Raw genomic sequence first — 21300 nt, 5'->3', positions numbered from 1 at the left:
ATGAAGTGGACGATACGCGGCTTGCCGTATGCCGTCTAGACAATGAAGCCAATTTGTAAACCAATCAGGTGGCGTCGCGCTCGGCCTCCCGAGCACGGATGCCCAGCATCGAATGCCGGCGACTGTAGGCGAAGTACACGACGACACCGAGCGCCATCCAGATGACGAACCGCAGCCACGTCTCGACCGAGAGGTTGACCATGAGCCACACGCACGAGACGACCGCGAGGATCGGGACCACCGGCACGAACGGCACCCGGAATCCACGCGGCAGATCCGGACGCGTCCGCCGCAGCACCACGACACCGATCGACACCATCACGAACGCGAACAGCGTGCCGATGTTGACCATCTCCTCGAGCGTGCCGATCGGGAAGACGGCCGCGAGGAGACCGACGATCACCCCGACGATCAGCGTGATCCGCACCGGTGTCCCGTGCTTGCCGGTGGGCGCCAGTGCCCGCGGCATCAGACCGTCGCGGGACATCGCGAACAGCACCCGCGTCTGCCCCAGCATGAGGACCATGACCACCGTCGTCAGGCCCGCCAGCGCACCGAACGAGATGAGGTTCTTGGCCCAGTCCATTCCGTTGAGCTCGAACGCCGTGGCGAGCGTGGAGTCGTCGCCCGCCAGGTCGGTGTACTTCACCATTCCGGTGAGCACGAGCGACACCGCGACGTACAGCACCGTCACGATCGCGAGCGAGCCGAGGATGCCGCGCGGCAACGCGGTCTGCGGATTCTTGGTCTCCTCGGCGGTGGTCGCGACCACGTCGAAACCGATGAAGGCGAAGAAGACCAGGCTGGCCGCGGCGAGCAGGCCGTACCACCCGAACGTGCTGCCACCGGCGCCGGTGACGTACGAGAACAGCGACTGGTGGATGCCCTCGCCGGTGGAGCCGGGCTCGGACGGCGGAATGTAGGGCGAGTAGTTGGAGGCCTTGATGAAGAAGGCCCCGACCACCACGACGAAGAGCACGACGGCCACCTTGATCGCGGTGATCACCGCCGAGACCCGCGACGACAGCTTGGTGCCGGTCGCCAGCAGCACCGTGATGATCGCGACGATCAGGGCCGCACCCCAGTCGAGTTTCACCGACCCGAGATGCACGATCGGAGTGGCGCTGCCGAGGACCTCACCGAGATACAGCGACCAACCCTTCGCCACCACCGAGGCCGCCAGCGCGAACTCCAGGATGAGGTCCCAGCCGATGATCCACGCCGCGAACTCGCCGAACGTCGCGTACGAGAAGGTGTAGGCGCTGCCCGCGACGGGCACGGTCGACGCGAACTCGGCGTAGCACAGTGCGGCCAGCGCGCACGCGATCGCGGCGAACGCGAACGCGAGCGACACCGAGGGGCCCGCGACGTTGCCCGCGGTACGGGCGGTCAGAGTGAAGATGCCGGCGCCGATCACGACCGCGACACCGAAGACCGTCAGGTCCCACGCGGTCAGGTCCTTACGGAGCTTCGTCTCCGGTTCGTCGGTCTCCAGAATCGACTGTTCGATCGATTTGGTCCGAAACAGCCCGGAGCGGGGCTTCGCCGCCTTCCGGTCGGGTGTCGCCATCACGTCCTCCTCGGGAGGTAGGGATGGTCGTCAGCCTATGCCCGGACACGGGCCGCAGCACGGTTTCCGGCGGCAGTCCCTGCCGGCGCGTGTCGAGCCCCCGAGACTCGGCGGGACACCGACCTCAGTGCGTCACGTCGCCGACGGCGGCACGGAAGATCTGGGTGTCGTCGGCGCAGGCCTGGATGTGAACCCCCGTGTCCGACGCCGAGATCCACGCGGCCGCGCCCCGCTCGAGCATCAGCGACTGCGCATCGCACTCCACCTTCGCGGCACCCGAGGTGCACAGCAGGATCTGCGGACCGTCCGGATCGAACGTGGTGGTCGCGACCGAACCGGCTCCCGACGCGTCGAGGTCGATCCGGGACAGCACGAACTCCGGGGCCGGTGTCCGGTACGTCGACTCCCCGTCTCGACCGGTCGCCACGGACGTGAGCACCGGGACGTCCACCGACTCGAAATCCAACACCCGCAACAGCTCCGGGACGTCGACGTGCTTGGGCGTGAGCCCTCCGCGCAGCACGTTGTCGGAGTTCGCCATGATCTCCACGGCCGTGCCGTGCAGGTAGGCGTGGAGATTGCCGGCATCGAGGAACAACCCCTGCCCCGGTTCGAGGGTCACCCGGTTCAGCAGCAGCGACGCCAGGACCCCGGCGTCCCCGGGGTAGCCCTCGCTCAGCTCCAGCGCCGTCCGCGTCTCCGGCGCGAACTCCGCACTCCCCGAACCCGACAGGTACGCCACGCACCCGTCGAGCACCGCGGGCAGCAGGGTGGCGAGCGCGTGCGGCGGCAGCGTGATCCACGTGGTGAACAGCGCGCGCAGCCCGTCCGGGTCGGGCTGTCCCGCGAGCAGACCCACATACGGCTCGAGTTCCGGCACGTTCAGTTCGTCGAGCAGTCGTACCGTCCGACGCGGATCGCGGAAACCGGCGAGCGCCTCGAACCGGGTGAGGGCCACGACGAGCTCGGGTTTGTGACTGGCGTCGCGATAGTTCCGTTCCGCCGAGTCGACGGGGATCCCGGACGCCTCCTCCCGTGCGAAACCCTCGCGGGCCTGCTCGGCACTCGGGTGGGCCTGCAGCGACAGCGGCTCCTCGGCGGCGAGCACTTTGAGCAGGAAGGGCAGTTGCTCGCCGAACGCGCCGATGCTGCGCTCGCCGAGTTCACGGGCCGGGTCCTCGTCGACCAGGTCACGGAGCGACCGGCTGCCACCGTCCTCGATCACTCGCGCGGGGTCACCGGGATGCGCTCCCAGCCACAGTTCCGCCTCCGGATGCGCGCTGGGGCTCTGACGGCCGCACAGTTCCGCGAGTGCGGTCCGTGACCCCCAAGCGTAGGACCGGAGCGCACCTTCGAGTTGGCGCACTAGTCACCACCGATCAAACGTAGGTAGGCCGCGCTCATCTCGAGCCGACCGGCGAGTACTGCAATCTGCTCCAGTTCCGTCCGAGTCGCCGACGGCGCCGGGGGCTCCGGCGATCCCGGCGGCGCATCGCGTCGGGGACCGGTCGTCGCCGACTCCGGCACGGTGTCCGATGCCGCGACGACGATGTCGACGTCCGGCAGGGCCGCGACACGACGCTCGACCAGGGGCCGATTCGTCTCGGAGGCGAACACCAGCACCCGGAGCGGCGCGCCGGGTGGCGGACCGTCGAGCTGGTCGTCGTGGAAGAACGGGTCGTACCCGGCCTGTGCGGCCGGATTCGCGGCGGAGAACTTCCGGACCCCGGCGACGACATCGGCGAGTTCACCGGCTGCGGCCACGCCGGCGCCCATGCGCAGCAGGGTCTCGCTCGCGTGACGAGCGAGGTGACCGGTGGCGCGGGTGTCACCGCTGAACACCACGCGGCGGCCCTGCATGCGCGCCGCCAGCGACTTGGCCGGATTGTGGAAGACCTCGTTGCGCGGGTGGTCGCGGAGGGCTTCCTCGTCGACGACGTCGGCGAGCCGGCCCAGGTCGGGGCACACCGCGGCGATCCGGTCCCCCTCGACGGCGGTCAGGACCGCGAGGAACGTCGCGAGATAGCGCAGTAGGCCGTGGTGATCCGGTACCGCGATCCGTGGCGGGAGGACGGTCGCCCGACCCGCACCGGCGGCACGGAGAGGGCCCTCGTCGGGCGCGGCGACGACCACTTCCGCGCCCCTGCGCAGCGCCCTGTCGACGGATTCGACGAGCCGAGGATCCCCGGCGTCGTCACCGGCGACGACGAGGATGTCGAGTGGCCCCACCCACGGCGGTGCCCCGACGCTGACGACCAGCGGCACGACGCTGTGGCCACCGACGGCGGCCACCACGATCTCGACGGCACGCGACGCGCATCCGTCACCGGTGACGAACACGATGCTGCGCGGCTGCAGACCACGCAACCGGACCAGACCGTCCTCGTCCACGGCGGTTCGAGTGGCGCGGATCTGAGCGCCGCCCAGCGCGGCGAAACGGAGCACACCGTCGACGTCGGCGGCCACCAGAGCATCGGCGTCATCGAGATCGAGCAGAGACGACGGAGCTGTCATCACGAACTCACCTCCCTTTCCCGAGTCCCCGTCCCCCGACGAGATCAGGTGCCTCGAGTATCCCAGCAATTCGGTGACTAGGCGCGGACTGCTCCGAGGATCTCGGAGACGAGTGCGTCGACGTCGGCCGGCGTGCGCGCCTCGACATTCAGGCGCAGCAGCGGCTCGGTGTTGGACGCGCGCAGGTTGAACCATGCCCCGTCGCCCAGGTCGACCGTCACGCCGTCCAGACGGTCCACGGAGACCGTCCGGTCCGCGAAGAGATCGACGACGGCCGCGGTCCGCTCGGCGGCGTCGGCGACGGTCGAGTTGATCTCCCCGGACGCAGCGTAGGCCTCGTACGACGCCATCAGCTGCGACAGCGGGCGGTCCTGTTCACCGAGCGCGGCCAGCACGTGCAGGGCCGCCAGCATGCCCGAGTCGGCACCCCAGAAGTCGCGGAAGTAGTAGTGGGCGGAGTGCTCGCCGCCGAACACGGCACCCGTCTCGGCCATCTGCTGCTTGATGAAGGAGTGCCCGACGCGGGTACGCACGGCGGTGCCACCGAGCTTCTCGACCAGTTCCGGCACGAACCGGGACGTGATCAGGTTGTGGATGACGGTGGCGCCGGGCTCCTTCGCGAGTTCCCGGTCCGCGACGAGCGCCGTCACCGCGGACGGCGACACCGGGTCGCCCTTCTCGTCGACGACGAAGCAGCGGTCGGCGTCACCGTCGAACGCCAGGCCGATGTCCGCACCCGTGGCCCGCACGTGTTCCTGCAGATCCACCAGGTTGGCGGGATCGAGGGGATTGGCCTCGTGGTTGGGGAAGGTGCCGTCGAGTTCGAAGTACAGCGGCAGGACCTCGACGGGCATCGGCCCGAACACGGCCGGGACGGTGTGTCCGCCCATGCCGTTGCCGGCGTCGACGGCGATCTTCAGCGGTCGCAGCTCGGCCAGGTCCACCAGGCCCCGGACGAAGCTGGCGTACTGGTCGAGCATCTCGTCCTCGGAGACCTGCCCGGTCGGACCGTCGTACGCGGGGACGCCCTCGGCGACCTCGCGCGCGATGACCCCGAGTCCGGTGTCCTGGCCGACGGGCTTGGCCCCGGCACGGCACAGCTTGATGCCGTTGTACTTGGCCGGATTGTGGCTCGCGGTGAACATCGCACCGGGGCAGTCCAGGATCCCGGACGCGAAGTACAGCTGATCGGTGGATGCCAGGCCGATGTGGATCACGTCGAGGCCCTGCGCGACGACGCCCTCGGCGAAGGCCCGCGACAGTTCGGGCGACGACGCGCGCATGTCGTGGCCGATCGCGACCCGCGTCACGGCCTCGCCGCCGGACTGCTCGTCCCGCACCAGCCGCGCGAACGAGGCACCCACGTCCCGGACGAAGTCTGCATCGATCTGCTCTCCCACGACGCCACGGACGTCGTAGGCCTTGATCACGGCATTCACGGATTCGACAGATCGAGCCACTTCTGGTTACTCCTGCTTTCGTCGAGGCGACACGTTGTTCGTCCGCTCGAGTTCGGTTCGCCGACTGAGGCGTCCCACAGAGCCTAGTGGGGAGCAGGCCGAACGCGCTTCCTGAGCGAGATGTCCGAATACGTCGACCGAGGTAGAGCCTGAAAAAGGACAGATCAGACAGCGGCCGGGGCCGCGCTGGAATCGATCAGTTCGCGGGGTCGGGCAGGACCCGGAGGTGCCCGCGACGCCCGGTGCGGGCGGTGGGGGGCGCCGACGGCGAGGCCGCGGCCGAACGCGAGTCGGAGGTGGACCCGTCGTTGCGAGGACGCTCGCCCAGACCGGCCTCGCGGACCGCTTCGGCCAGCGCGGTGAGATCGTCCTCGTCGGGTGTGCTGGAGGAGAATCCGCCCTCGTAGCGCACGAGTTCCCAGCCCTTGGGGGCGGTGATCCGCGACGCGTGGGTCTCGCACAGATCCCACGAATGCGGCTCGGCGACGGTGGCCAACGGGCCGACGACGGCGGTCGAATCGGAGTACACGTACGTCAAGGTCGCGACAGCAGGGTTCTTGCACCCAGGCCGGCAGCAACGACGCAGTGATCTCACAAGGAAGGAGACTAACCCCCTGCGTCCGGTTGGCCTACTCGGACACACCGACACGGCCGAGCCGTGACCCGGGCGTGATGTGGGGCGGGGTTTCGACGCGGTCGCCGGGCAGCCGAGGCGTGACGCGGTAGGGGCCGTCGGCGCATCGCTGTAATGTCCCCTGCATGGCCAGATCTCGTCGCCCCCGCCCACTGACGTCACGCTCGGTGGCGCGGCGCGGGCGCGGTATCCGTGGCCCGCTGTTCCCGCCGGATCTCCCGGCGGCCCGGACGCGCGCGGAGAAGTTCGACCAGCTGGTCCTGGGCGCGTTCGAGCCCATCGACGCGCGTTGGCACGATCAGCTGACGAAGCTCGACATCGCGGTGGACGACGTGCCGCGCATTCGCGCGATCGATCCGGATTCGGTGAACTGGCCACCGGAAGTGGTCGCCGACGGTCCGGTGCCGCTGTCGCGGCTCATCCCGGCCGGCATCGATCGCCACGGAACCGCGACGCGGGCACGAATCGTCTTGTTCCGGCGCCCGATCGAGTTGCGCGCCAAGGACCCTCACGATCTCGAGGATCTGGTTCACGACGTGTTGGTGGAACAGGTGTCGACGTATCTGGGCGTCGATCCCGAGGTTGTCGACCCCGATCTTCCCGGGGCCGACGAGTAGTGACGAACTAGACGACGCCGCGCTTGAGGCGACGGCGCTCGCGCTCGGAGAGCCCACCCCAGATGCCGAATCGCTCGTCGTTCGCGAGCGCGTAATCGAGGCACTCCCCACGCACCTCGCAACCCAAGCAGATGCGCTTGGCCTCGCGGGTGGATCCGCCCTTCTCCGGGAAGAACGCCTCAGGGTCGGTCTGCGCGCACAGCGCACGGTCCTGCCACTGATCCTCGATGGAGTCGAACATCTCGTCGAAGCCGGGAATCAGACTGAGCTGCGGTGCCACCACTCCGAGTTCGAACTCGTCGTAGCTGACGCCTACCGCCGCATCCGCTTCAGAATCGGTCCGCGATACGTCGCCGACCACGCTCAGAGGAGTTTCGAACTCGTATTGCTGGTATGGCATCATCGCTCCGCCTCCTCGCCTGTACTAGCGCAGAAAATGTCGATTGATCTCGATTTCCATGCTGCCGTTCCCACCCCGACACTCGTCCTGACAACCGCCAGAACGATGGATCGATCCGAGGGCCGCTCCAAGTGAACTCGCCCCTCGAACTTGGAATGACATACATGTGATTAGACATGCCCTGGCGTGTCGGGTCAAGCCGAAACCGAAAAGTCGTTTACCATCCGACGCCCATCGCACAGCGTGGTACAACCCGGCCGATGCGACGGCGTCGACCGGCACGCGGCGGCACCGCCTAGGCTTCGAGTTGTGAACGTGACTGTATTGGTTGGCGGCGTCGGAGGTGCCCGTTTCCTCCAGGGAGTTCGAAGTCTGCTGGGCGGACTCGACTCCGGCGACCCGAAATCCGGCCCGGCGAACGACCATCGGATCACCGCGGTGGTCAACGTCGGAGACGACGTGTGGATGCACGGCCTGCGCATCTGTCCGGATCTGGACACCTGCATGTACACCCTCGGCGGCGGCATCGACACCGAACGCGGATGGGGCCACATCGGTGAAACATGGAATGCGAAAGAGGAACTCGCGGCGTACGGTGCGCAGCCCGACTGGTTCGGACTCGGCGACCGGGACATCGCGACGCACCTCATCCGCAGCCAGATGCTGCGCGCCGGCTACCCGCTGTCGGCCGTGACCGAGGCCCTGTGCAATCGCTGGCAGCCCGGCGTTGCTCTACTGCCGGTCTCCGACGACCGCAGCGAAACACACGTTGTCGTAACCGATCCCGAAGACCCGACCGGGGACACGCAGCGAGCGATCCACTTCCAGGAGTGGTGGGTCCGCTACCGCGCACAGGTTCCCACCCACAGCTTCGCGTATGTCGGTGCGGAGCAGGCGAAGCCGGCCCCCGGCGTCCTCGAGGCGATCGAATCGGCCGACCTGGTGCTGCTCGCGCCGTCGAACCCGGTCGTCAGCATCGGCGCCATCCTGGCGGTGCCCGGCATCCGCGGCGCATTGCGGACCACGAAGGCCAAGGTCGTCGGCCTCTCCCCCATCATCGGCGGAAAGCCGTTGCGCGGCATGGCCGACGAGTGCCTCGAGGTGATCGGTGTCGAGACGTCGGCCGAGGCGATCGGCCGCCACTACGGCGCCCGGTCCGGCACCGGCATCCTCGACGGCTGGCTGATCCATTCCACCGACACGGCCGACGTCCCCGGTGTCGAGGTGCGCAGCGTCCCGCTGCTCATGACCGATCCCGAGGCCACCGCCGAGATGGTCCGGGCGGCCTTCGACGTGGCCGGGGTTGCGCTGTGACGGTGCGCGATCACGGGGCCGGACGCGCGATCGAGATCCTGCCGGTTCCCGGGCTGCCCGAGTTCCGGCCGGGCGACGACCTGGCCGCGGCGATCGTCGGTGCGGCGCCGTGGCTGGTGGACGGCGACGTCGTCGTCGTCACGAGCAAGGTCTTCTCGAAGGTGGAGGGTCGAATCGTCGCCTCGCCCACCGACCCGGAGGAGCGGGACGCGGCCCGTCGCCGCCTGGTCGATCAGGAGGCGGTGCGGGTGGTGGCCCGCAAGGGACGCACGCTCATCACCGAGAATCGCCTCGGCATCGTGCAGGCCGCGTCGGGGATCGACGGGTCGAACGTCGACGGCGCCGAACTTGCTCTGCTACCGGAGGACCCGGACGGCAGTGCCCGGAAGCTGCGGGACCGGATCCGGGACCACCTCGGTGTCGACGTCGCGGTGGTCGTGACCGACACGATGGGCCGGGCGTGGCGGATCGGCCAGATCGACGTCGCGATCGGGGCGTCGGGCATCCCGGTGCTGCACGGCTACGCCGGCGCGGTCGACGGTCAGGGCAACGAGTTGATGGTCACCGAGGTCGCGGTCGCCGACGAGATCGCCGCCGCGGGCGATCTCGTGAAGGGAAAGCTCGGTGGGATGCCGGTCGCGGTGGTCCGCGGGATCGGGCTCGACGACGACGGCTCCCGAGCCGACAAGCTGATCCGCCGCGGCGCGGAGGACCTGTTCTGGCTGGGCACCGCGGAGTCGATCGAGCAGGGCCGCCGCGAGGCGCTGTTGTTGCGTCGGTCGGTGCGCGCGTTCTCCGACGAGCCGGTGGATCCGGAGTTGCTGCGTGCGTCGATCGCCGAGGCTCTCACCGCCCCGGCACCGCACCACACCCGTCCGGTGCGGTTCGTGTGGCTGCGCAGCCCCGATGTCCGCAAGCGCCTGCTCGACGCGATGCAGCAGCAGTGGCGCGCGGACCTCGCGTCCGACGGGCTGGACACCGAGCACGTCGAGCGTCGGGTGTCGCGGGGCGACATCCTGTTCCGCGCACCGGAGGTCGTGATCCCGTTCTGCGTTCCGGACGGCGCGCACGACTACCCGGACGAGCGGCGCACACGGGCCGAGTCGACGATGTTCACGGTCGCGGTCGGTGCGGCGGTGCAGGGTCTGCTGGTCTCGCTCGCGACGCGGGGCGTCGGGAGTTGCTGGATCGGGTCGACGATCTTCGCGGCCGACACGGTGCGGGCCGAACTGGATCTGCCGGCCGACTGGCAGCCCCTCGGTGCGATCGCCGTCGGACATCCGACCGAACCGCTGGCGCCGCGGACACCGGCGTTCCCGGGCGACGCGCTGGTGGAGCTGTAGATGTCGGCGCAGTCGTTGCATGCGTCGGCCGTCGGCGCGCTCGAACACTGGGACACCGATTCCGACGACGCGGAGTCGTTGCGGCACACGATGCTCGCGTTCCTCGGTTCGGCGCCCGAGGGCTGCCTGCGTTCGCACGCGGCAGGGCACATCACGGCGTCGTCGCTCGTGCTCGACGAACCCGGCGAGCACGTCCTGCTGACGTTGCATCCGCGGGTGGGACGGTGGATCCAACTCGGCGGGCACTGTGAGCCGACCGACGACACCGTCGTCGACTCGGCGCTGCGGGAAGCGCGCGAGGAGTCGGGGATCGCGGGGCTGCGGATCGATCCGCGGCTGCTGTCGGCGCACACCCACCCGATCACGTGCTCGTTGGGGGTGCCGACCCGGCATCTGGATCTGCGGTTCCTGGTGACCGCGCCGGGCCCCGCGTCGGCCGTGCCCGCCACGATCAGCGACGAGTCGCAGGACTTACGCTGGTGGCCGGTCGACGCCCTGCCCGACGGTGCCGAGAAGGAGACGATCGACCACCTGGTCGCGCTGGCGCGGCGGCGGTGACGGGCACCCGCACCCGTTCGGCCTGAGCGCCCATTCTCCGAGTCGTTGGACGGGAATCCGCACCGGCGACTCGGGAATGGGCGCTCAGGCCCGAGGCGCTTCTACACCAGCAGCTTCGCGGCGGTCGCGGCGACGACGTCGTCGACGCTGATGCCGGGGGCGGTCTCGACCAGTCGCAGGCCCTCGTCGGTGACGTCGAGGACGGCCATGTCGGTGATGATCCGCTGCACGCAGCCCTTGCCGGTGAGCGGCAGGGTGCACTCGTCGAGGATCTTCGACTCACCCTTCTTCGACACGTGCTCCATCATCACGATGACGCGCTTGGCGCCGTGGACGAGGTCCATCGCGCCGCCCATGCCCTTGACCATGTGCCCGGGGATCATCCAGTTGGCGAGATCGCCGGTGGCGCTGACCTGCATCGCGCCGAGCACCGCGACGTCGACCTGACCGCCGCGGATCATCCCGAACGACTGCGACGAGTCGAAGAACGACGCGCCGGGCAGGGTCGTGATGGTCTCCTTGCCGGCGTTGATCAGCTCGGGGTCGAGTTCGTCCTCGGTGGGGTACGGCCCGACGCCGAGCACACCGTTCTCGGAGTGCAGGACGACGGTGATGCCCTCCGGGATGTAGTTCGGCACGAGGGTGGGCATGCCGATGCCGAGGTTGACGTACTGGCCGTCGGCGAGTTCCAGGGCGACGCGTGCCGCCATCTGCTCGCGGGTCAGCTTCTGCGCAATAGCCTGAGTCATGCTCGTACCGTTCGCTTCTCGATTCCGACAGTGACCTTGCCCACGGGCACGACGCGCTGCACGTGGATGCCCGGGGTGTGGATCTGGTCCGGGTCCAGCTCGCCGGGTTCGACGAGGTGCTCGACCTGCGCGATGGTGATCCGGCCGGACGCCGCGGCGGGCGGGTTGAAGTTGCGGGCGCTGCGGCGGAACACGAGGTTGCCGTGGCGGTCGCCCTTCCACGCGTGGACGAGTGCGTAGTCGGCGACGATGCCGCGTTCCATCACGTAGGTCTGCCCGTCGAACTCGCGGGTCTCCTTGACCGGGCTCGCCACGGCGATGCCGCCGTTGCCGTCGTAGCGGCGCGGCAGCCCGCCCTCGGCGACCTGGGTGCCGACACCGGCCGGGGTGAAGAACGCGGGGATGCCGGCGCCGCCGGCGCGCAGGCGCTCGGCGAGGGTGCCCTGCGGCGTCAGTTCCACCTCGAGCTCACCCGAGAGGTACTGGCGCGCGAATTCCTTGTTGTCGCCCACGTACGAGCTGATGGTGCGGCGGATGCGGCCCTGCTCGAGCAGCACGCCGAGGCCGAAGCCGTCGGTGCCACAGTTGTTGCTGACCGTCTCGAGGTCCGTGGCCCCCTGTTCCAGGAGCGCGTTGATGAGGATCTCGGGCACTCCGACCAGGCCGAATCCGCCGACGGCGATCGTCGCGCCGTCCGGCACGTCTGCGACGGCCTCGGCTGCTGTGGCAATGACTTTGTCCATCATGCAGGCCAGCATACGACCATCCGTGCGTATTGTGAACTACCGTCCGCATAACGAACACAACGGTGGCGGATCGTTGATTGCGCCACCGAAAGCCACTAACGTGTTCGCATAGCGTCCCATTGTCCACTTGGCGAACAAGGCTCGATTCCCCCTCACCCATCGCCCCTACTACGAGGTCGTCACATGCTTCATCTGCCCCCGCAATATCGGCCGATCGGCGCCGACGTGAATGCGCCGCCGGACTTCGCGGACTACAAGACCACCGGGCTCCGCAGCCCCCGCCAGCAGCTCAAGCTGCTGCCGCAGCGCCTGGGCGAGGTCACCGGACCGGTGTTCGGCGAGGACCGCGTACAGCCCGGCGACGCCGACCTGACGATCGCGAACGGCGGCGAGGCCCAGGGACAGCGGATCGTGGTCCACGGCCGCGTCCTCGACAGCAACGGCAAGCCCATCCCGAACACCCTGCTCGAGGTGTGGCAGGCCAACGCCGGCGGCCGCTACCGCCACATCGGCGACAACTGGCCCGCGCCGCTGGACCCGCACTTCGACGGCGTCGGCCGGTGCGTCACCGACGCCGACGGCCACTACACGTTCACCACGATCAAGCCGGGTGCGTACCCGTGGCGCAACCACGACAACGCGTGGCGGCCGTCGCACATCCACTTCTCGCTGTTCGGCACCGCGTTCACGCAGCGCCTGGTGACGCAGATGTACTTCCCGGACGATCCGCTGTTCTTCCAGGACCCCATCTACAACGCCGTCCCCGCCGCCGCCCGGCACCGGATGGTCAGCGTCTTCGACTACGACGCCACCGTGGCCGACTGGGCCCTGGGCTTCCGTTTCGACATCGTCCTGCGCGGACGCGACGCCACCCCGTTCGAGGACGACGAGGATCACGATGACTGACACAGCCCCCAAGAACACCGCACCGATCTACGACGTCACCCCGGGCGACTTCACCACCGCAGAGTTCGGTGTCACCCCGTCGCAGACGGTGGGCCCCTACTGGCACATCGGACTGCCCTGGGCGGACGGACCGGACGCCGCACCCGTCGGCACCGAGGGCCGGATCACGCTGCGCGTCACCGTGATCGACGGTGATCGGACGCCGATCGCCGACGCGATGGTGGAGACCTGGCAGGCCGACGCGGCCGGACGGTTCGCGCACGCCGACGATCCGCGCGGCGCCGCGGAACCCGTCCCCACGGGCTTCCGGGCCTTCGGGCGGGCCGGCGCCGACGAGTCGGGCACCGCGGCGATCCACACCGTCAAGCCGGGCGCGTTGCCGGCCGAGAACGACACCGTCGAGGCCCCGCACGTGAACCTCGGGATCTTCGCCCGCGGCATGCTCGAGCGCCTGTACACCCGCCTGTACTTCCCGGAGGACACCGACGCGCACGCCGCCGACCCGGTCCTGATGTCGCTGCCCGAGTCGCAGCGGCCGAAGCTGATCGCGCGCAAGACCGAGGACGGCTACAGCCTCACGGTCTATGTTCAGGACAGCGATCCCGACGGCGTCGAGACGCCGTTCTTCGAGTTGTGATCAGGAGCCTTTCGTGACACACACCCGCGGTGACCTGTTCGATCCCCTCCTCGGCGCCGGCGGCGACACCGCCGTCGCAGCAGAGGTCTCGGACCACGCCTGGGTTGTGGCGCTACTCCAGGTCGAGGCCGCCCTGACCCGGGCGGCCGCGGCCGTCGGACGGGTGTCGGCCGAGCACGCGGCGGCGGTCACCTCCGTCGCCGCGGCGCTCGGTGCCCCCGGCGCACTCGACATCGCGGACCTGGGCCGCAGGTCCGCCGCCGGCGGTAACCCGGTGATCCCGCTGGTGAAGATCCTGCGGGCGGCATGTGCCGAGGCCGGGGTCCCGGCGTCGGCCGTCCACGTCGGCGCCACCAGTCAGGACGTCATGGATTCGGCGCTGATGCTGTTGTCGCGCAGGGCCGGACGGCTGGTGCTCGCGGATCTGCGGACGGCAGCGAATGCCGGTGCCGAACTCGCCCGCGTGCACCGCGACACCCCGATGGTGGCGCGCACCCTCGGGCAGCAGGCCCTCCCGACCACGTTCGGGGCGCTCGCGGTGTCCTGGTTCACCGGACTCGACGACGCGACCGCTCGGCTCGATCACGCCGTGTCCGCACTGCCCGTCCAGTTCGGCGGTGCGGCAGGCACTCTCGCGGCCGTTCACCCGCACGGACCTGCGATGGCCGATGCCCTCGCCGACGAACTGGGGCTGGCCCGGCAGGTCGTGCCGTGGCACACCACCCGCACCCCGATCGCCGCCCTCGCGTCCTCGCTCGGCGTCGCGGCGGGCGCGATCTCCAAGCCGGCCACCGACATCACGGCGATGGCGTCGACCGAGTTCGGCGAGGTCGCCGAGGACGCGCCCGGCGGCTCGTCGGCCATGCCGCACAAGCAGAACCCGGTCGCGGCCATCACCGCTCGCGCTGCCGCGCGGCGGGTGCCGGGACTGGTCGCGACCGCGCTGTCGTCGATGGACCACGAGTTCGCGCGGGCCGCCGGAGCGTGGCACGCGGAGTGGGAGACGGTCACCGACCTGCTGCGGCTCACCGGCGGCGCCGCACACCGCCTGGCGTCGAGCCTCGGCGGACTCCGCGTCCACCGCGACGCGATGACCCGCAACCTCGACATCACCGGCGGGCTCATCCTCGCCGAACGGGTCACCGGAGCGCTCTCCGCACACACCGATGCCGCGCGCGACATCGTCACCGCCGCAGCCGCTTCCGGTATCCCACTCGACCGCGCACCCGACATCACGGACCACCTGTCCGCCGACGAACTGCGCGATCTGCTGGATCCGTCGCACTACCTCGGCCACGCCGGCGACATCGTCGACCGCGCGCTCGCCGCCCGAACCATCGGAGGACACCCATGACCCAGGACGGGCCCTGCGCCCTGCACCACGAACTCCACGGTGATCCCGCCGCCCCGCCGGTCCTGCTGCTCGGTTCGCTGGGCTCGGACCTGCACATGTGGGATCCGCAGATCCGGGCGCTGTCGGCCCGCGCCCACGTCATCGCTGTCGACCACCGCGGCCACGGCGGCTCCCCCGCTCCCACGGGCCCGTACACGATCGCCGACCTCGGCGGCGACGTGATCGCGCTGCTCGACACGCTCGGCCTGGACGCGGTGCACTTCGTGGGTCTGTCCCTCGGCGGGGCCGTCGGGCAGTGGCTGGCGGCGCACCACCCTCAGCGGGTGCAGACGCTCACCGTGATGTGCACGGCGGCACAGTTCGCCCCGGCGGGGCCGTGGCTCGACCGTGCGGCCGCCGTCCGCGCCGACGGCGTCACCGCCATCGCGGAGTCCGTCGTCGGACGCTGGTTCACTCCCGAACTGGCGCAGCGGGATCCGGAACTCGTGGCCCGCCACGTCGAGATGGTGTCCGGCACTTCCGACGAGGGCTACGCCGCGTGCTGCGAGGCCCTGTCGCAGTGGGACGGCCGCGCCGACCTCGCCCGCATCGCCGCCCCCACGCTGGTGATCGCCGCCGAGCAGGACGGTCCTACCCCGCCGTCGGCGCTGCAGGCGATCGCCGACGGCATCGCCGGCGCCGAACTGCACGTGCTGTCCCCCGGCGCGCACCTGGCCAACGTCGAGCAGGCCGGGGCGGTCACCCGGCTGATCGAACGCCACATCGCCTCGGTCACTCCGGTGGGTGTGTCCCGCCGCGCCGTGCACGACGCCGGTATGACGGTGCGCCGCTCCGTCCTCGGCGACGCGCACGTCGATCGGGCAGTCGCGGGCAGCACCGCGTTCACCGAGCCGTTCCAGGACTTCATCACCCGCACCGCGTGGGGCGACATCTGGGCCCGCGACGGCATCGACCACCCCACCCGCCGTCTGCTGACGATGGCGATCCTCACCGCGGTCGGCAACGAGCACGAACTCGACATGCACATCCGGGCCGCGCTGCGGGCGGGCATGGACCCGGATCTGCTCGTGGAAGTATTCCTCCATACCGCGGTGTACGCGGGTGTGCCGAACAGCAACCGGGCCTTCGCGCTCGGCAAGCAGGCGCTCGCCGACCTGGCGGGTGCCACCGAGGGGAGTACCTGACAGTGACGACTTCGAGCGGGACCGAGCCGACCGGGGCCTCGACCGATTACGTGCAGTCCCTCGCACGAGGACTGTCCGTCATCCGGGCGTTCGACACCGAGAATCCGCAGCGCACGCTCAGCGACGTTGCCCGGGCCACCGACCTCACCCGGGCAACGGCCCGCCGGTTCCTGCTCACCCTGGTCGAACTCGGGTACGTCCGCACCGACGGTTCCGTGTTCTGGCTGACCCCGCGCGTGCTCGAACTCGGCTACAGCTACCTGTCGAGTCTGTCGCTGCCCGACATCGCCCGACCGCATCTCGAGGCACTGTCCGATCGCGTCCACGAGTCGACGTCGGTGTCGATCCTCGACGACGACGACGTCGTCTACGTCGCACGCCGGCCGGTGAGGCGCATCATGACGGTGTCCATCACGATCGGGACCCGGTTCCCCGCGTTCGCGACGTCGATGGGCCGGGTCCTGCTCGCCGGGCTCAGCCCCGCCGACCTCGACGCCTACCTCGGGCGGGTCGACCTGACCCCGCTCACCGGTCGCACCATCGCGACTCCCGACGCGTTGCGCGCCGAACTCGACAAGATCCGGGCCGACGGCTACTGCGTCGTCGACCAGGAACTCGAGGAGGGCCTGCGCTCCCTCGCCGCGCCGATCCGCGACCATTCGGGCGCCGTGGTCGCCGCGGTGAACATCTCGACCCAGGCCGCGCGCTACTCCACCGAGGCGGTGTACGACACGCTCGTTCCGGCCGCCGTCGCGGCCGCGGACGACATCTCGGCCGACCTCGCCCGCACCCAGACTCAATCATCACCGCACCAAGGAAAACGACATGTCTGACGCAGTCATCTGCGAACCGCTCCGCACCCCCGTCGGCCGTTTCGGCGGGGTCTTCCGCGACGTCGCCCCCGAGGATCTCGCGGCCACCGTCATCACCGAACTGGTCACGCGCACCGGCATTTCCGGAGCCGACATCGACGACGTGATCCTCGGCCAGGCCTCCCCCGGCGGTGAGGCCCCGGCCATCGGCCGCATCGCGGCGCTCAATGCCGGACTGGGCGTGGACGTCCCGGGTCTGCAGGTGGACCGCCGCTGCGGCTCCGGTCTGCAGGCGATCATCCAGGCCGTGATGCAGGTGCAGTCCGGGGGCAGCGACCTCGTCCTCGCCGGCGGCGTCGAGTCGATGAGCCAGGCCGAGTTCTACGCCACCGGAATGCGGTACGGCGTGCGCGGCGAATCCCTGGCCCTCAACGACCGTCTGGCCCGCGCCCGCGTCACCGCCGGTGGCCGCAACTACCCGGTGCCCGGCGGCATGATCGAGACCGCCGAGAACCTGCGCGCCGAGTTCTCCATCAGCCGCCAGGACCAGGACGCGCTCGCCGTACAGTCGCACCAGCGTGCCGTCGCCGCGCAGCACGGTGGCATCTTCGCGCAGGAGATCGTCCCCGTGTCGGTGCCGCAGCGCAAGGGTGATCCGCTGGTGGTCGACACCGACGAACACCCCCGCGCCGACACCAGCGTCGAGTCGCTCGCGAAGCTGCGCCCCATCCGCGGCAAGGTCGACCCCGAGTCGACCGTCACCGCGGGCAACGCCAGCGGCCAGAACGACGGCGCCGCGATCGCGATCGTCACCACCCCGGAGAAGGCGAAGGCCCTCGGTCTGCGTCCGCTGGCCCGGCTCGCGAGTTGGGCCGTCGCCGGCGTCCCGCCCCGCACGATGGGCATCGGCCCGGTCCCCTCGACCGAGAAGGCACTGAGCCGTCTCGGCCTGTCGCTGGCCGACATGGGCGTCATCGAACTCAACGAAGCGTTCGCGGCGCAGGCGCTCGCCGTGACCCGCACGTGGGGTCTCGAGCCCGACGACCCGCGCCTCAATCCCAACGGCTCCGGCATCTCGCTGGGCCATCCCGTCGGCGCGACCGGCGCCCGCATCCTCGCGACGCTGCTGCGCGAGATGGACCGGCGCGAGGCCCGCTACGGCCTCGAGACCATGTGCATCGGCGGCGGTCAGGGCCTGGCCGCGGTGTTCGAGCGCATCAGCTGACCCGAGCCCGACCCCGGTACGACCCCGGTACGACGAAGGGCCGGTTCCGCTGGATGACCCGAATCATCCAGCGGAACCGGCCCTTTCGCTGTCGTCAGCCCGCCGTGGCGGCCTTCACGATGTCGTACATCTCGGCGATCGCGCGGGCGCAGTCGTTCCGCGTGTAGGCCAGCAGTTCGACGTCGGCGGCGGCCGGCTCGTACGCGATGACGTTGCCGCGACCCTGCACGATGAAGCTGTCGGGCAGCAGCGGGTGCTCCTCGTCGCGCTCCTCGATGACGCGGTTGCCGCCGGCGGCGTCGACGAGCAGCTGGAAGTACTCGGCGAAGGTGAGGTTCTGGTCACCGATCAGGTACGCCTTGCCCGACTCGGCGCGCTGCAGCGCACCCCAGATCGCCTCGGCGAGCGACTGCGCCGACAGGTAGTTGGTACCGCCCGCGGGCGCGAAGTCGGGGATCGTCGGCTCGTTGCCGGCCGCCCACGAGAACAGCTTGCGGTACCGCTTGGCGGACACCCCGCTGATCGCGCCGAGGATCGACGGCGGATTCAGGGTCGAGACGTTGAAGTTCTCGTCGGCCAGCGCGCGGGCCCCCTCGTCGGCCGCCTTCCGGGCCGCGACGTACGGCATGGTCTCCGCGTACTCGGGGCGCAGGTGGTGGTAGTAGCTGCCGACCTGGACGAAGCGGGCGACACCGGCCTCCTTAGCCAGCGCGGCGAACCGCGGCACGCCCCCGGACTGCGTCTTCTCCCAGAACTCGGCTTCGTCGACACCGCGACCCATGTGCCGGATGTCCTGGCCCGCCGCGAACACGATGGCTTCGAACGGTGCCAGCTGCGCCGCGGTGAAGGTCTGCTCGGTGTAGTCGCCCAGCAGCACCGGGAAGTCGTGCACCGGTGAGTCGTCGGCCAGCGGATTGCGGGCGGCGACCGTGACGTCGTTGCCCTGTTCGCGCAGGTGAAGTGCCGTGTGGGCGCCGATCATGCCGGTGCCACCGACGATCAGGATCTTCATGGAAAGCCTCTTCTGTAGGTGGTGCGGTGCTACGCCTCCTGAACCTACGGACGCCGCGCCCATCCGCATCACTGCTTCTCACCGACCGAGAAACCGACCCCGTCGAACTTTCGTCACACGACGAAACCAGGGTGTACTCCGGACATGCCGAATCGGCCGACCCCGATCCGAGGTCGGCCGATCACGTACGGCGAGGGTTAGCCCAGCGGGGTGCCCACGTAGTTCTCGGCGATCAGCGTGCGACCGGCGACCGAGCGGGTCACCATGTCGAGCTCGGCGACCTGACGCTTGTGGTCGAAGCCGGACGCGTCGGGCAGGCGGTGCAGCATCGACGACATCCACCACGAGAAGTGCTGCGTGCGCCAGATGCGTGGCATGACCGTCTCGGTGTACCCCTCAAGGCGGCCACGGTTGCCGGTCTCGAAGAACTCCGCCATGCCCTTCGACAGCTCGTAGACGTCCGCGACGGCGAGGTTGAGGCCCTTGGCGCCGGTCGGCGGCACGGTGTGGGCGGCGTCGCCCGCGAGGAACAGGTTGCCGTGCTGCATCGGCTCGCACACGAAGCTGCGGAACTGCAGGATCGACTTCTCGAAGATCTTGCCGTCCTTGATCTCCGCGCCCTCGCCATCGACGCGGGCGTGCAGCTCGGACCAGATCCGGTCGTCGGACCAGTTGTCCACCGAGTCGTCCGGATCGACCTGGAGGTAGTGGCGCTGCACCTCCGGGGTACGGGTGCTGATGAGCGCGAAGCCACGCGGGTGGTTGGCGTAGATCAGCTCCTCGGACGACGGCGGCGCCTCGGCGAGGATGCCGAACCACGCGAACGGGTACTGCCGGAAGTGATCCTGACGGATCGACGGCTCCGGAATCAGCTTGCGGGTCTTGGTCCGCGAGCCGTCGCAGCCACCGACCAGCGCACACGCGAGGGTCTGCTCGCTGCCGTCCGCATCGGTGAACGTGATGTACGGCTTGTCGGTGGTGTGGTCGTGCACCTCGACGCCGGAGACGCCGAACCGGATGTCGCCGCCGTCCGCGAGGCGCTTGGCGATGAGGTCCTTGAGGACCTCGTGCTGCGGGTAGACCGTGACGGCGCGGCCGTCGGTGAGTTCGTCGAACGCGATCCGGTGGCCGCGACCGCCGAAACGCAGCTCGATGCCGTGGTGCTCGAGCCCCTCGGCCTTCAACCGGTCACCGAGGCCCGTCTCGACCATCAGGTCGACGGTGTTCTGCTCGAGCACACCGGCACGGATGGTGCCCTCCACTTCCTCGCGGGTGCGGGCCTCGAGAACGACGGATTCGATGCCGCGCAGGTGCAGGAGGTGGGACAGCATCAGTCCGGCCGGGCCGGCGCCGACGATGCCGACCTGAGTGCTCGAGTGGGTCATACGGTTACTCCTCGGTAAGTCGTGATCGCCACCACTGTTCCCGCGGCAACCCGGATCCGACACCCGGGCTTTCACTCAGTGAAAGACGAGATTCGGACCGCCGGTGAGATCTACGTCACGCCAGACCGCGCGAGACACCCCTCGCCGCAGCCCGCAACGCGGGGATCAGCGGGGCCGGATCGGCCGCCGCGGACACCACGACGGAGATCGACGCGACCACCTCCCCGCCGGCCCGGAATACCGGCGCCGCGACGGCGAGCGTCCCGATGTTGAGGTGCTCGCGACACACGATGAAACCCTTGCGCCGGATCTGATCGAGGGTGGACCGCAGCCGGTGCTCGGTCGTGATGGTGTTCGGCGTGAATCGTTCGAGCCCGGCGGTGAGTACCTCACCGAGGAGGTCCGTCCCGCCGTGCGCCAGCAGGACCAGCCCGCCACTGGACGCGTGCAGCGGCAGTCGGCCACCCGCTCGCCCGACGACGGGGACGGCCCCACGTGCGGAAAGCCGCTCGATGTAGAGGGCTTCGAGGCCCTCGCGGACGATCAGCTGGACGTTCTCGCGCGTCGCTTCGTAGAGGTCCTCGAGATACGGCATCGCCACCTGCCGGAGCCCGTGCGCACCGGGTGCGAGCGCGCCGATCTCCCACAATCGGACGCCGATCTCGTAGCTCCCGTCGGTGGCACGTTCGAGTGCGCCGTTGTCCGCCAATTGGATGCACAGCCGGTGCACGGTCGGCAGCGGCAGTCCGGTGCGGCGGCTCAGTTCGGACTGCGTCAGGCGCGGACGCTCGACGGTGAAGGAGTTCAACACCAGGAACGCCCGACCGAGCATGCTGCGGTCGATTCCGCGTTCGTCGATCACCCGTCCAGTGTGGCCGGA

At 69.7% G+C, this 21300-nt stretch carries 21 protein-coding genes; 10 read left to right on the top strand and 11 right to left on the bottom strand.

What is annotated here, in order from left to right; translation table 11 throughout:
* Positions 1 to 64: 64 nt before the first annotated feature.
* The 5 genes from IJ15_RS0105695 to IJ15_RS0105675 all read right to left on the bottom strand — a co-directional run bounded on the left by IJ15_RS0105695 (position 65) and on the right by IJ15_RS0105675 (position 6139).
* Positions 65 to 1570 carry an amino acid permease gene (locus tag IJ15_RS0105695; protein ID WP_031937378.1) on the bottom strand — a complete coding sequence of 502 codons (1506 nt, stop codon included), beginning with the start codon at positions 1568 to 1570 and terminating at the stop codon, positions 65 to 67.
* Between the two features lie 124 nt (positions 1571 to 1694).
* Positions 1695 to 2936, bottom strand: coding sequence for a mannose-6-phosphate isomerase, class I (gene manA, locus IJ15_RS0105690; protein WP_031937377.1), 1242 nt, complete (start codon positions 2934 to 2936; stop codon positions 1695 to 1697).
* Positions 2936 to 4084, bottom strand: a complete 1149-nt coding sequence (locus IJ15_RS0105685; protein WP_031937376.1) for a hypothetical protein — start codon at positions 4082 to 4084, stop codon at positions 2936 to 2938. Before IJ15_RS0105685 ends, manA begins: the two co-directional genes overlap by 1 nt.
* Before the next feature lie 77 nt (positions 4085 to 4161).
* Positions 4162 to 5544, bottom strand: coding sequence for a phosphomannomutase/phosphoglucomutase (locus tag IJ15_RS0105680; RefSeq protein ID WP_031937375.1), 1383 nt, complete (start codon positions 5542 to 5544; stop codon positions 4162 to 4164).
* A 196-nt stretch (positions 5545 to 5740) separates the two neighbouring features.
* Positions 5741 to 6139, bottom strand: coding sequence for a DUF3499 domain-containing protein (locus IJ15_RS0105675; protein ID WP_081880601.1), 399 nt, complete (start codon positions 6137 to 6139; stop codon positions 5741 to 5743).
* Positions 6140 to 6303: 164 nt separating this feature from the next.
* On the opposite strand from IJ15_RS0105675, the gene IJ15_RS0105670 reads away from it, so the two are divergent.
* Entirely contained in the window at positions 6304 to 6795 is a 492-nt protein-coding gene (locus IJ15_RS0105670; RefSeq protein ID WP_031937373.1) for a metallopeptidase family protein, read from the top strand.
* 7 nt (positions 6796 to 6802) lie between these two features.
* Here the strand turns inward: IJ15_RS0105670 and IJ15_RS26385 are convergent, their stop codons facing one another.
* On the bottom strand, positions 6803 to 7036 hold the full coding sequence (locus tag IJ15_RS26385) for a WhiB family transcriptional regulator (protein ID WP_197059761.1): 234 nt from the start codon (positions 7034 to 7036) through the stop codon (positions 6803 to 6805).
* A 468-nt stretch (positions 7037 to 7504) separates the two neighbouring features.
* Between IJ15_RS26385 and cofD the strand changes: the two genes are divergently transcribed.
* Genes cofD through IJ15_RS0105650 form a run of 3 tightly spaced genes read left to right on the top strand, consistent with a single transcriptional unit; the run spans position 7505 to position 10410 of the window.
* Positions 7505 to 8509, top strand: a complete 1005-nt coding sequence (gene cofD / locus IJ15_RS0105660; RefSeq protein ID WP_031937371.1) for a 2-phospho-L-lactate transferase — start codon at positions 7505 to 7507, stop codon at positions 8507 to 8509.
* Entirely contained in the window at positions 8506 to 9852 is a 1347-nt protein-coding gene (locus IJ15_RS0105655; protein ID WP_031937370.1) for a coenzyme F420-0:L-glutamate ligase, read from the top strand. The genes cofD and IJ15_RS0105655 overlap by 4 nt, the downstream gene beginning before the upstream one ends.
* Positions 9853 to 10410 carry an NUDIX hydrolase gene (locus tag IJ15_RS0105650; protein ID WP_031937369.1) on the top strand — a complete coding sequence of 186 codons (558 nt, stop codon included), beginning with the start codon at positions 9853 to 9855 and terminating at the stop codon, positions 10408 to 10410.
* A gap of 101 nt (positions 10411 to 10511) precedes the next feature.
* Here the strand turns inward: IJ15_RS0105650 and IJ15_RS0105645 are convergent, their stop codons facing one another.
* Together IJ15_RS0105645 and IJ15_RS0105640 are read right to left on the bottom strand one after the other, a co-directional pair.
* The gene (locus IJ15_RS0105645) at positions 10512 to 11159 is read right to left on the bottom strand and encodes a CoA transferase subunit B (RefSeq protein WP_031937368.1); all 648 of its coding nucleotides are present in this window, start codon (positions 11157 to 11159) and stop codon (positions 10512 to 10514) included.
* Positions 11156 to 11902 (bottom strand): CoA transferase subunit A, encoded by a 747-nt coding sequence (locus tag IJ15_RS0105640; protein WP_031937367.1) that lies wholly within the window; start codon positions 11900 to 11902, stop codon positions 11156 to 11158. The genes IJ15_RS0105645 and IJ15_RS0105640 overlap by 4 nt, the downstream gene beginning before the upstream one ends.
* A 186-nt stretch (positions 11903 to 12088) precedes the next feature.
* On the opposite strand from IJ15_RS0105640, the gene pcaH reads away from it, so the two are divergent.
* From pcaH to IJ15_RS0105610, 6 genes are read left to right on the top strand one after another with little or no spacing between them, the layout of a single operon-like run.
* Positions 12089 to 12811 (top strand): protocatechuate 3,4-dioxygenase subunit beta, encoded by a 723-nt coding sequence (pcaH, locus tag IJ15_RS0105635; protein WP_031937366.1) that lies wholly within the window; start codon positions 12089 to 12091, stop codon positions 12809 to 12811.
* Positions 12804 to 13448, top strand: a complete 645-nt coding sequence (pcaG, locus tag IJ15_RS0105630; RefSeq protein ID WP_031937365.1) for a protocatechuate 3,4-dioxygenase subunit alpha — start codon at positions 12804 to 12806, stop codon at positions 13446 to 13448. Before pcaH ends, pcaG begins: the two co-directional genes overlap by 8 nt.
* 13 nt (positions 13449 to 13461) lie before the next feature.
* The gene (locus IJ15_RS0105625) at positions 13462 to 14802 is read left to right on the top strand and encodes a lyase family protein (protein WP_031937364.1); all 1341 of its coding nucleotides are present in this window, start codon (positions 13462 to 13464) and stop codon (positions 14800 to 14802) included.
* Positions 14799 to 15986, top strand: coding sequence for a bifunctional 3-oxoadipate enol-lactonase/4-carboxymuconolactone decarboxylase PcaDC (pcaDC, locus tag IJ15_RS0105620; protein ID WP_031937363.1), 1188 nt, complete (start codon positions 14799 to 14801; stop codon positions 15984 to 15986). Before IJ15_RS0105625 ends, pcaDC begins: the two co-directional genes overlap by 4 nt.
* A 2-nt stretch (positions 15987 to 15988) precedes the next feature.
* The gene (locus IJ15_RS0105615) at positions 15989 to 16819 is read left to right on the top strand and encodes an IclR family transcriptional regulator (protein ID WP_031937362.1); all 831 of its coding nucleotides are present in this window, start codon (positions 15989 to 15991) and stop codon (positions 16817 to 16819) included.
* Positions 16812 to 18023, top strand: coding sequence for an acetyl-CoA C-acetyltransferase (locus tag IJ15_RS0105610; protein WP_031937361.1), 1212 nt, complete (start codon positions 16812 to 16814; stop codon positions 18021 to 18023). Before IJ15_RS0105615 ends, IJ15_RS0105610 begins: the two co-directional genes overlap by 8 nt.
* A 94-nt stretch (positions 18024 to 18117) precedes the next feature.
* On the opposite strand, the gene IJ15_RS0105605 is transcribed toward IJ15_RS0105610, so the two are convergent.
* From IJ15_RS0105605 to IJ15_RS0105595, 3 genes are all read right to left on the bottom strand, one after another.
* Positions 18118 to 19035: an NAD-dependent epimerase/dehydratase family protein gene (locus tag IJ15_RS0105605; RefSeq protein ID WP_031937360.1), complete on the bottom strand. Its 918-nt coding sequence runs from the start codon at positions 19033 to 19035 to the stop codon at positions 18118 to 18120.
* A 197-nt stretch (positions 19036 to 19232) separates the two neighbouring features.
* On the bottom strand, positions 19233 to 20420 hold the full coding sequence (locus tag IJ15_RS0105600; protein WP_031937359.1) for a 4-hydroxybenzoate 3-monooxygenase: 1188 nt from the start codon (positions 20418 to 20420) through the stop codon (positions 19233 to 19235).
* A 115-nt stretch (positions 20421 to 20535) separates the two neighbouring features.
* Positions 20536 to 21252: an IclR family transcriptional regulator gene (locus tag IJ15_RS0105595; RefSeq protein WP_031937358.1), complete on the bottom strand. Its 717-nt coding sequence runs from the start codon at positions 21250 to 21252 to the stop codon at positions 20536 to 20538.
* Positions 21253 to 21300: the final 48 nt, after the last annotated feature.

It is taken from the genome of Prescottella defluvii (genome assembly GCF_000738775.1).
In the GTDB taxonomy this organism is placed as follows: domain Bacteria; phylum Actinomycetota; class Actinomycetes; order Mycobacteriales; family Mycobacteriaceae; genus Prescottella; species Prescottella defluvii.
Note: the sequence above shows the minus strand (reverse complement) of the source record. Positions and strands in the feature narration are given on the sequence as shown.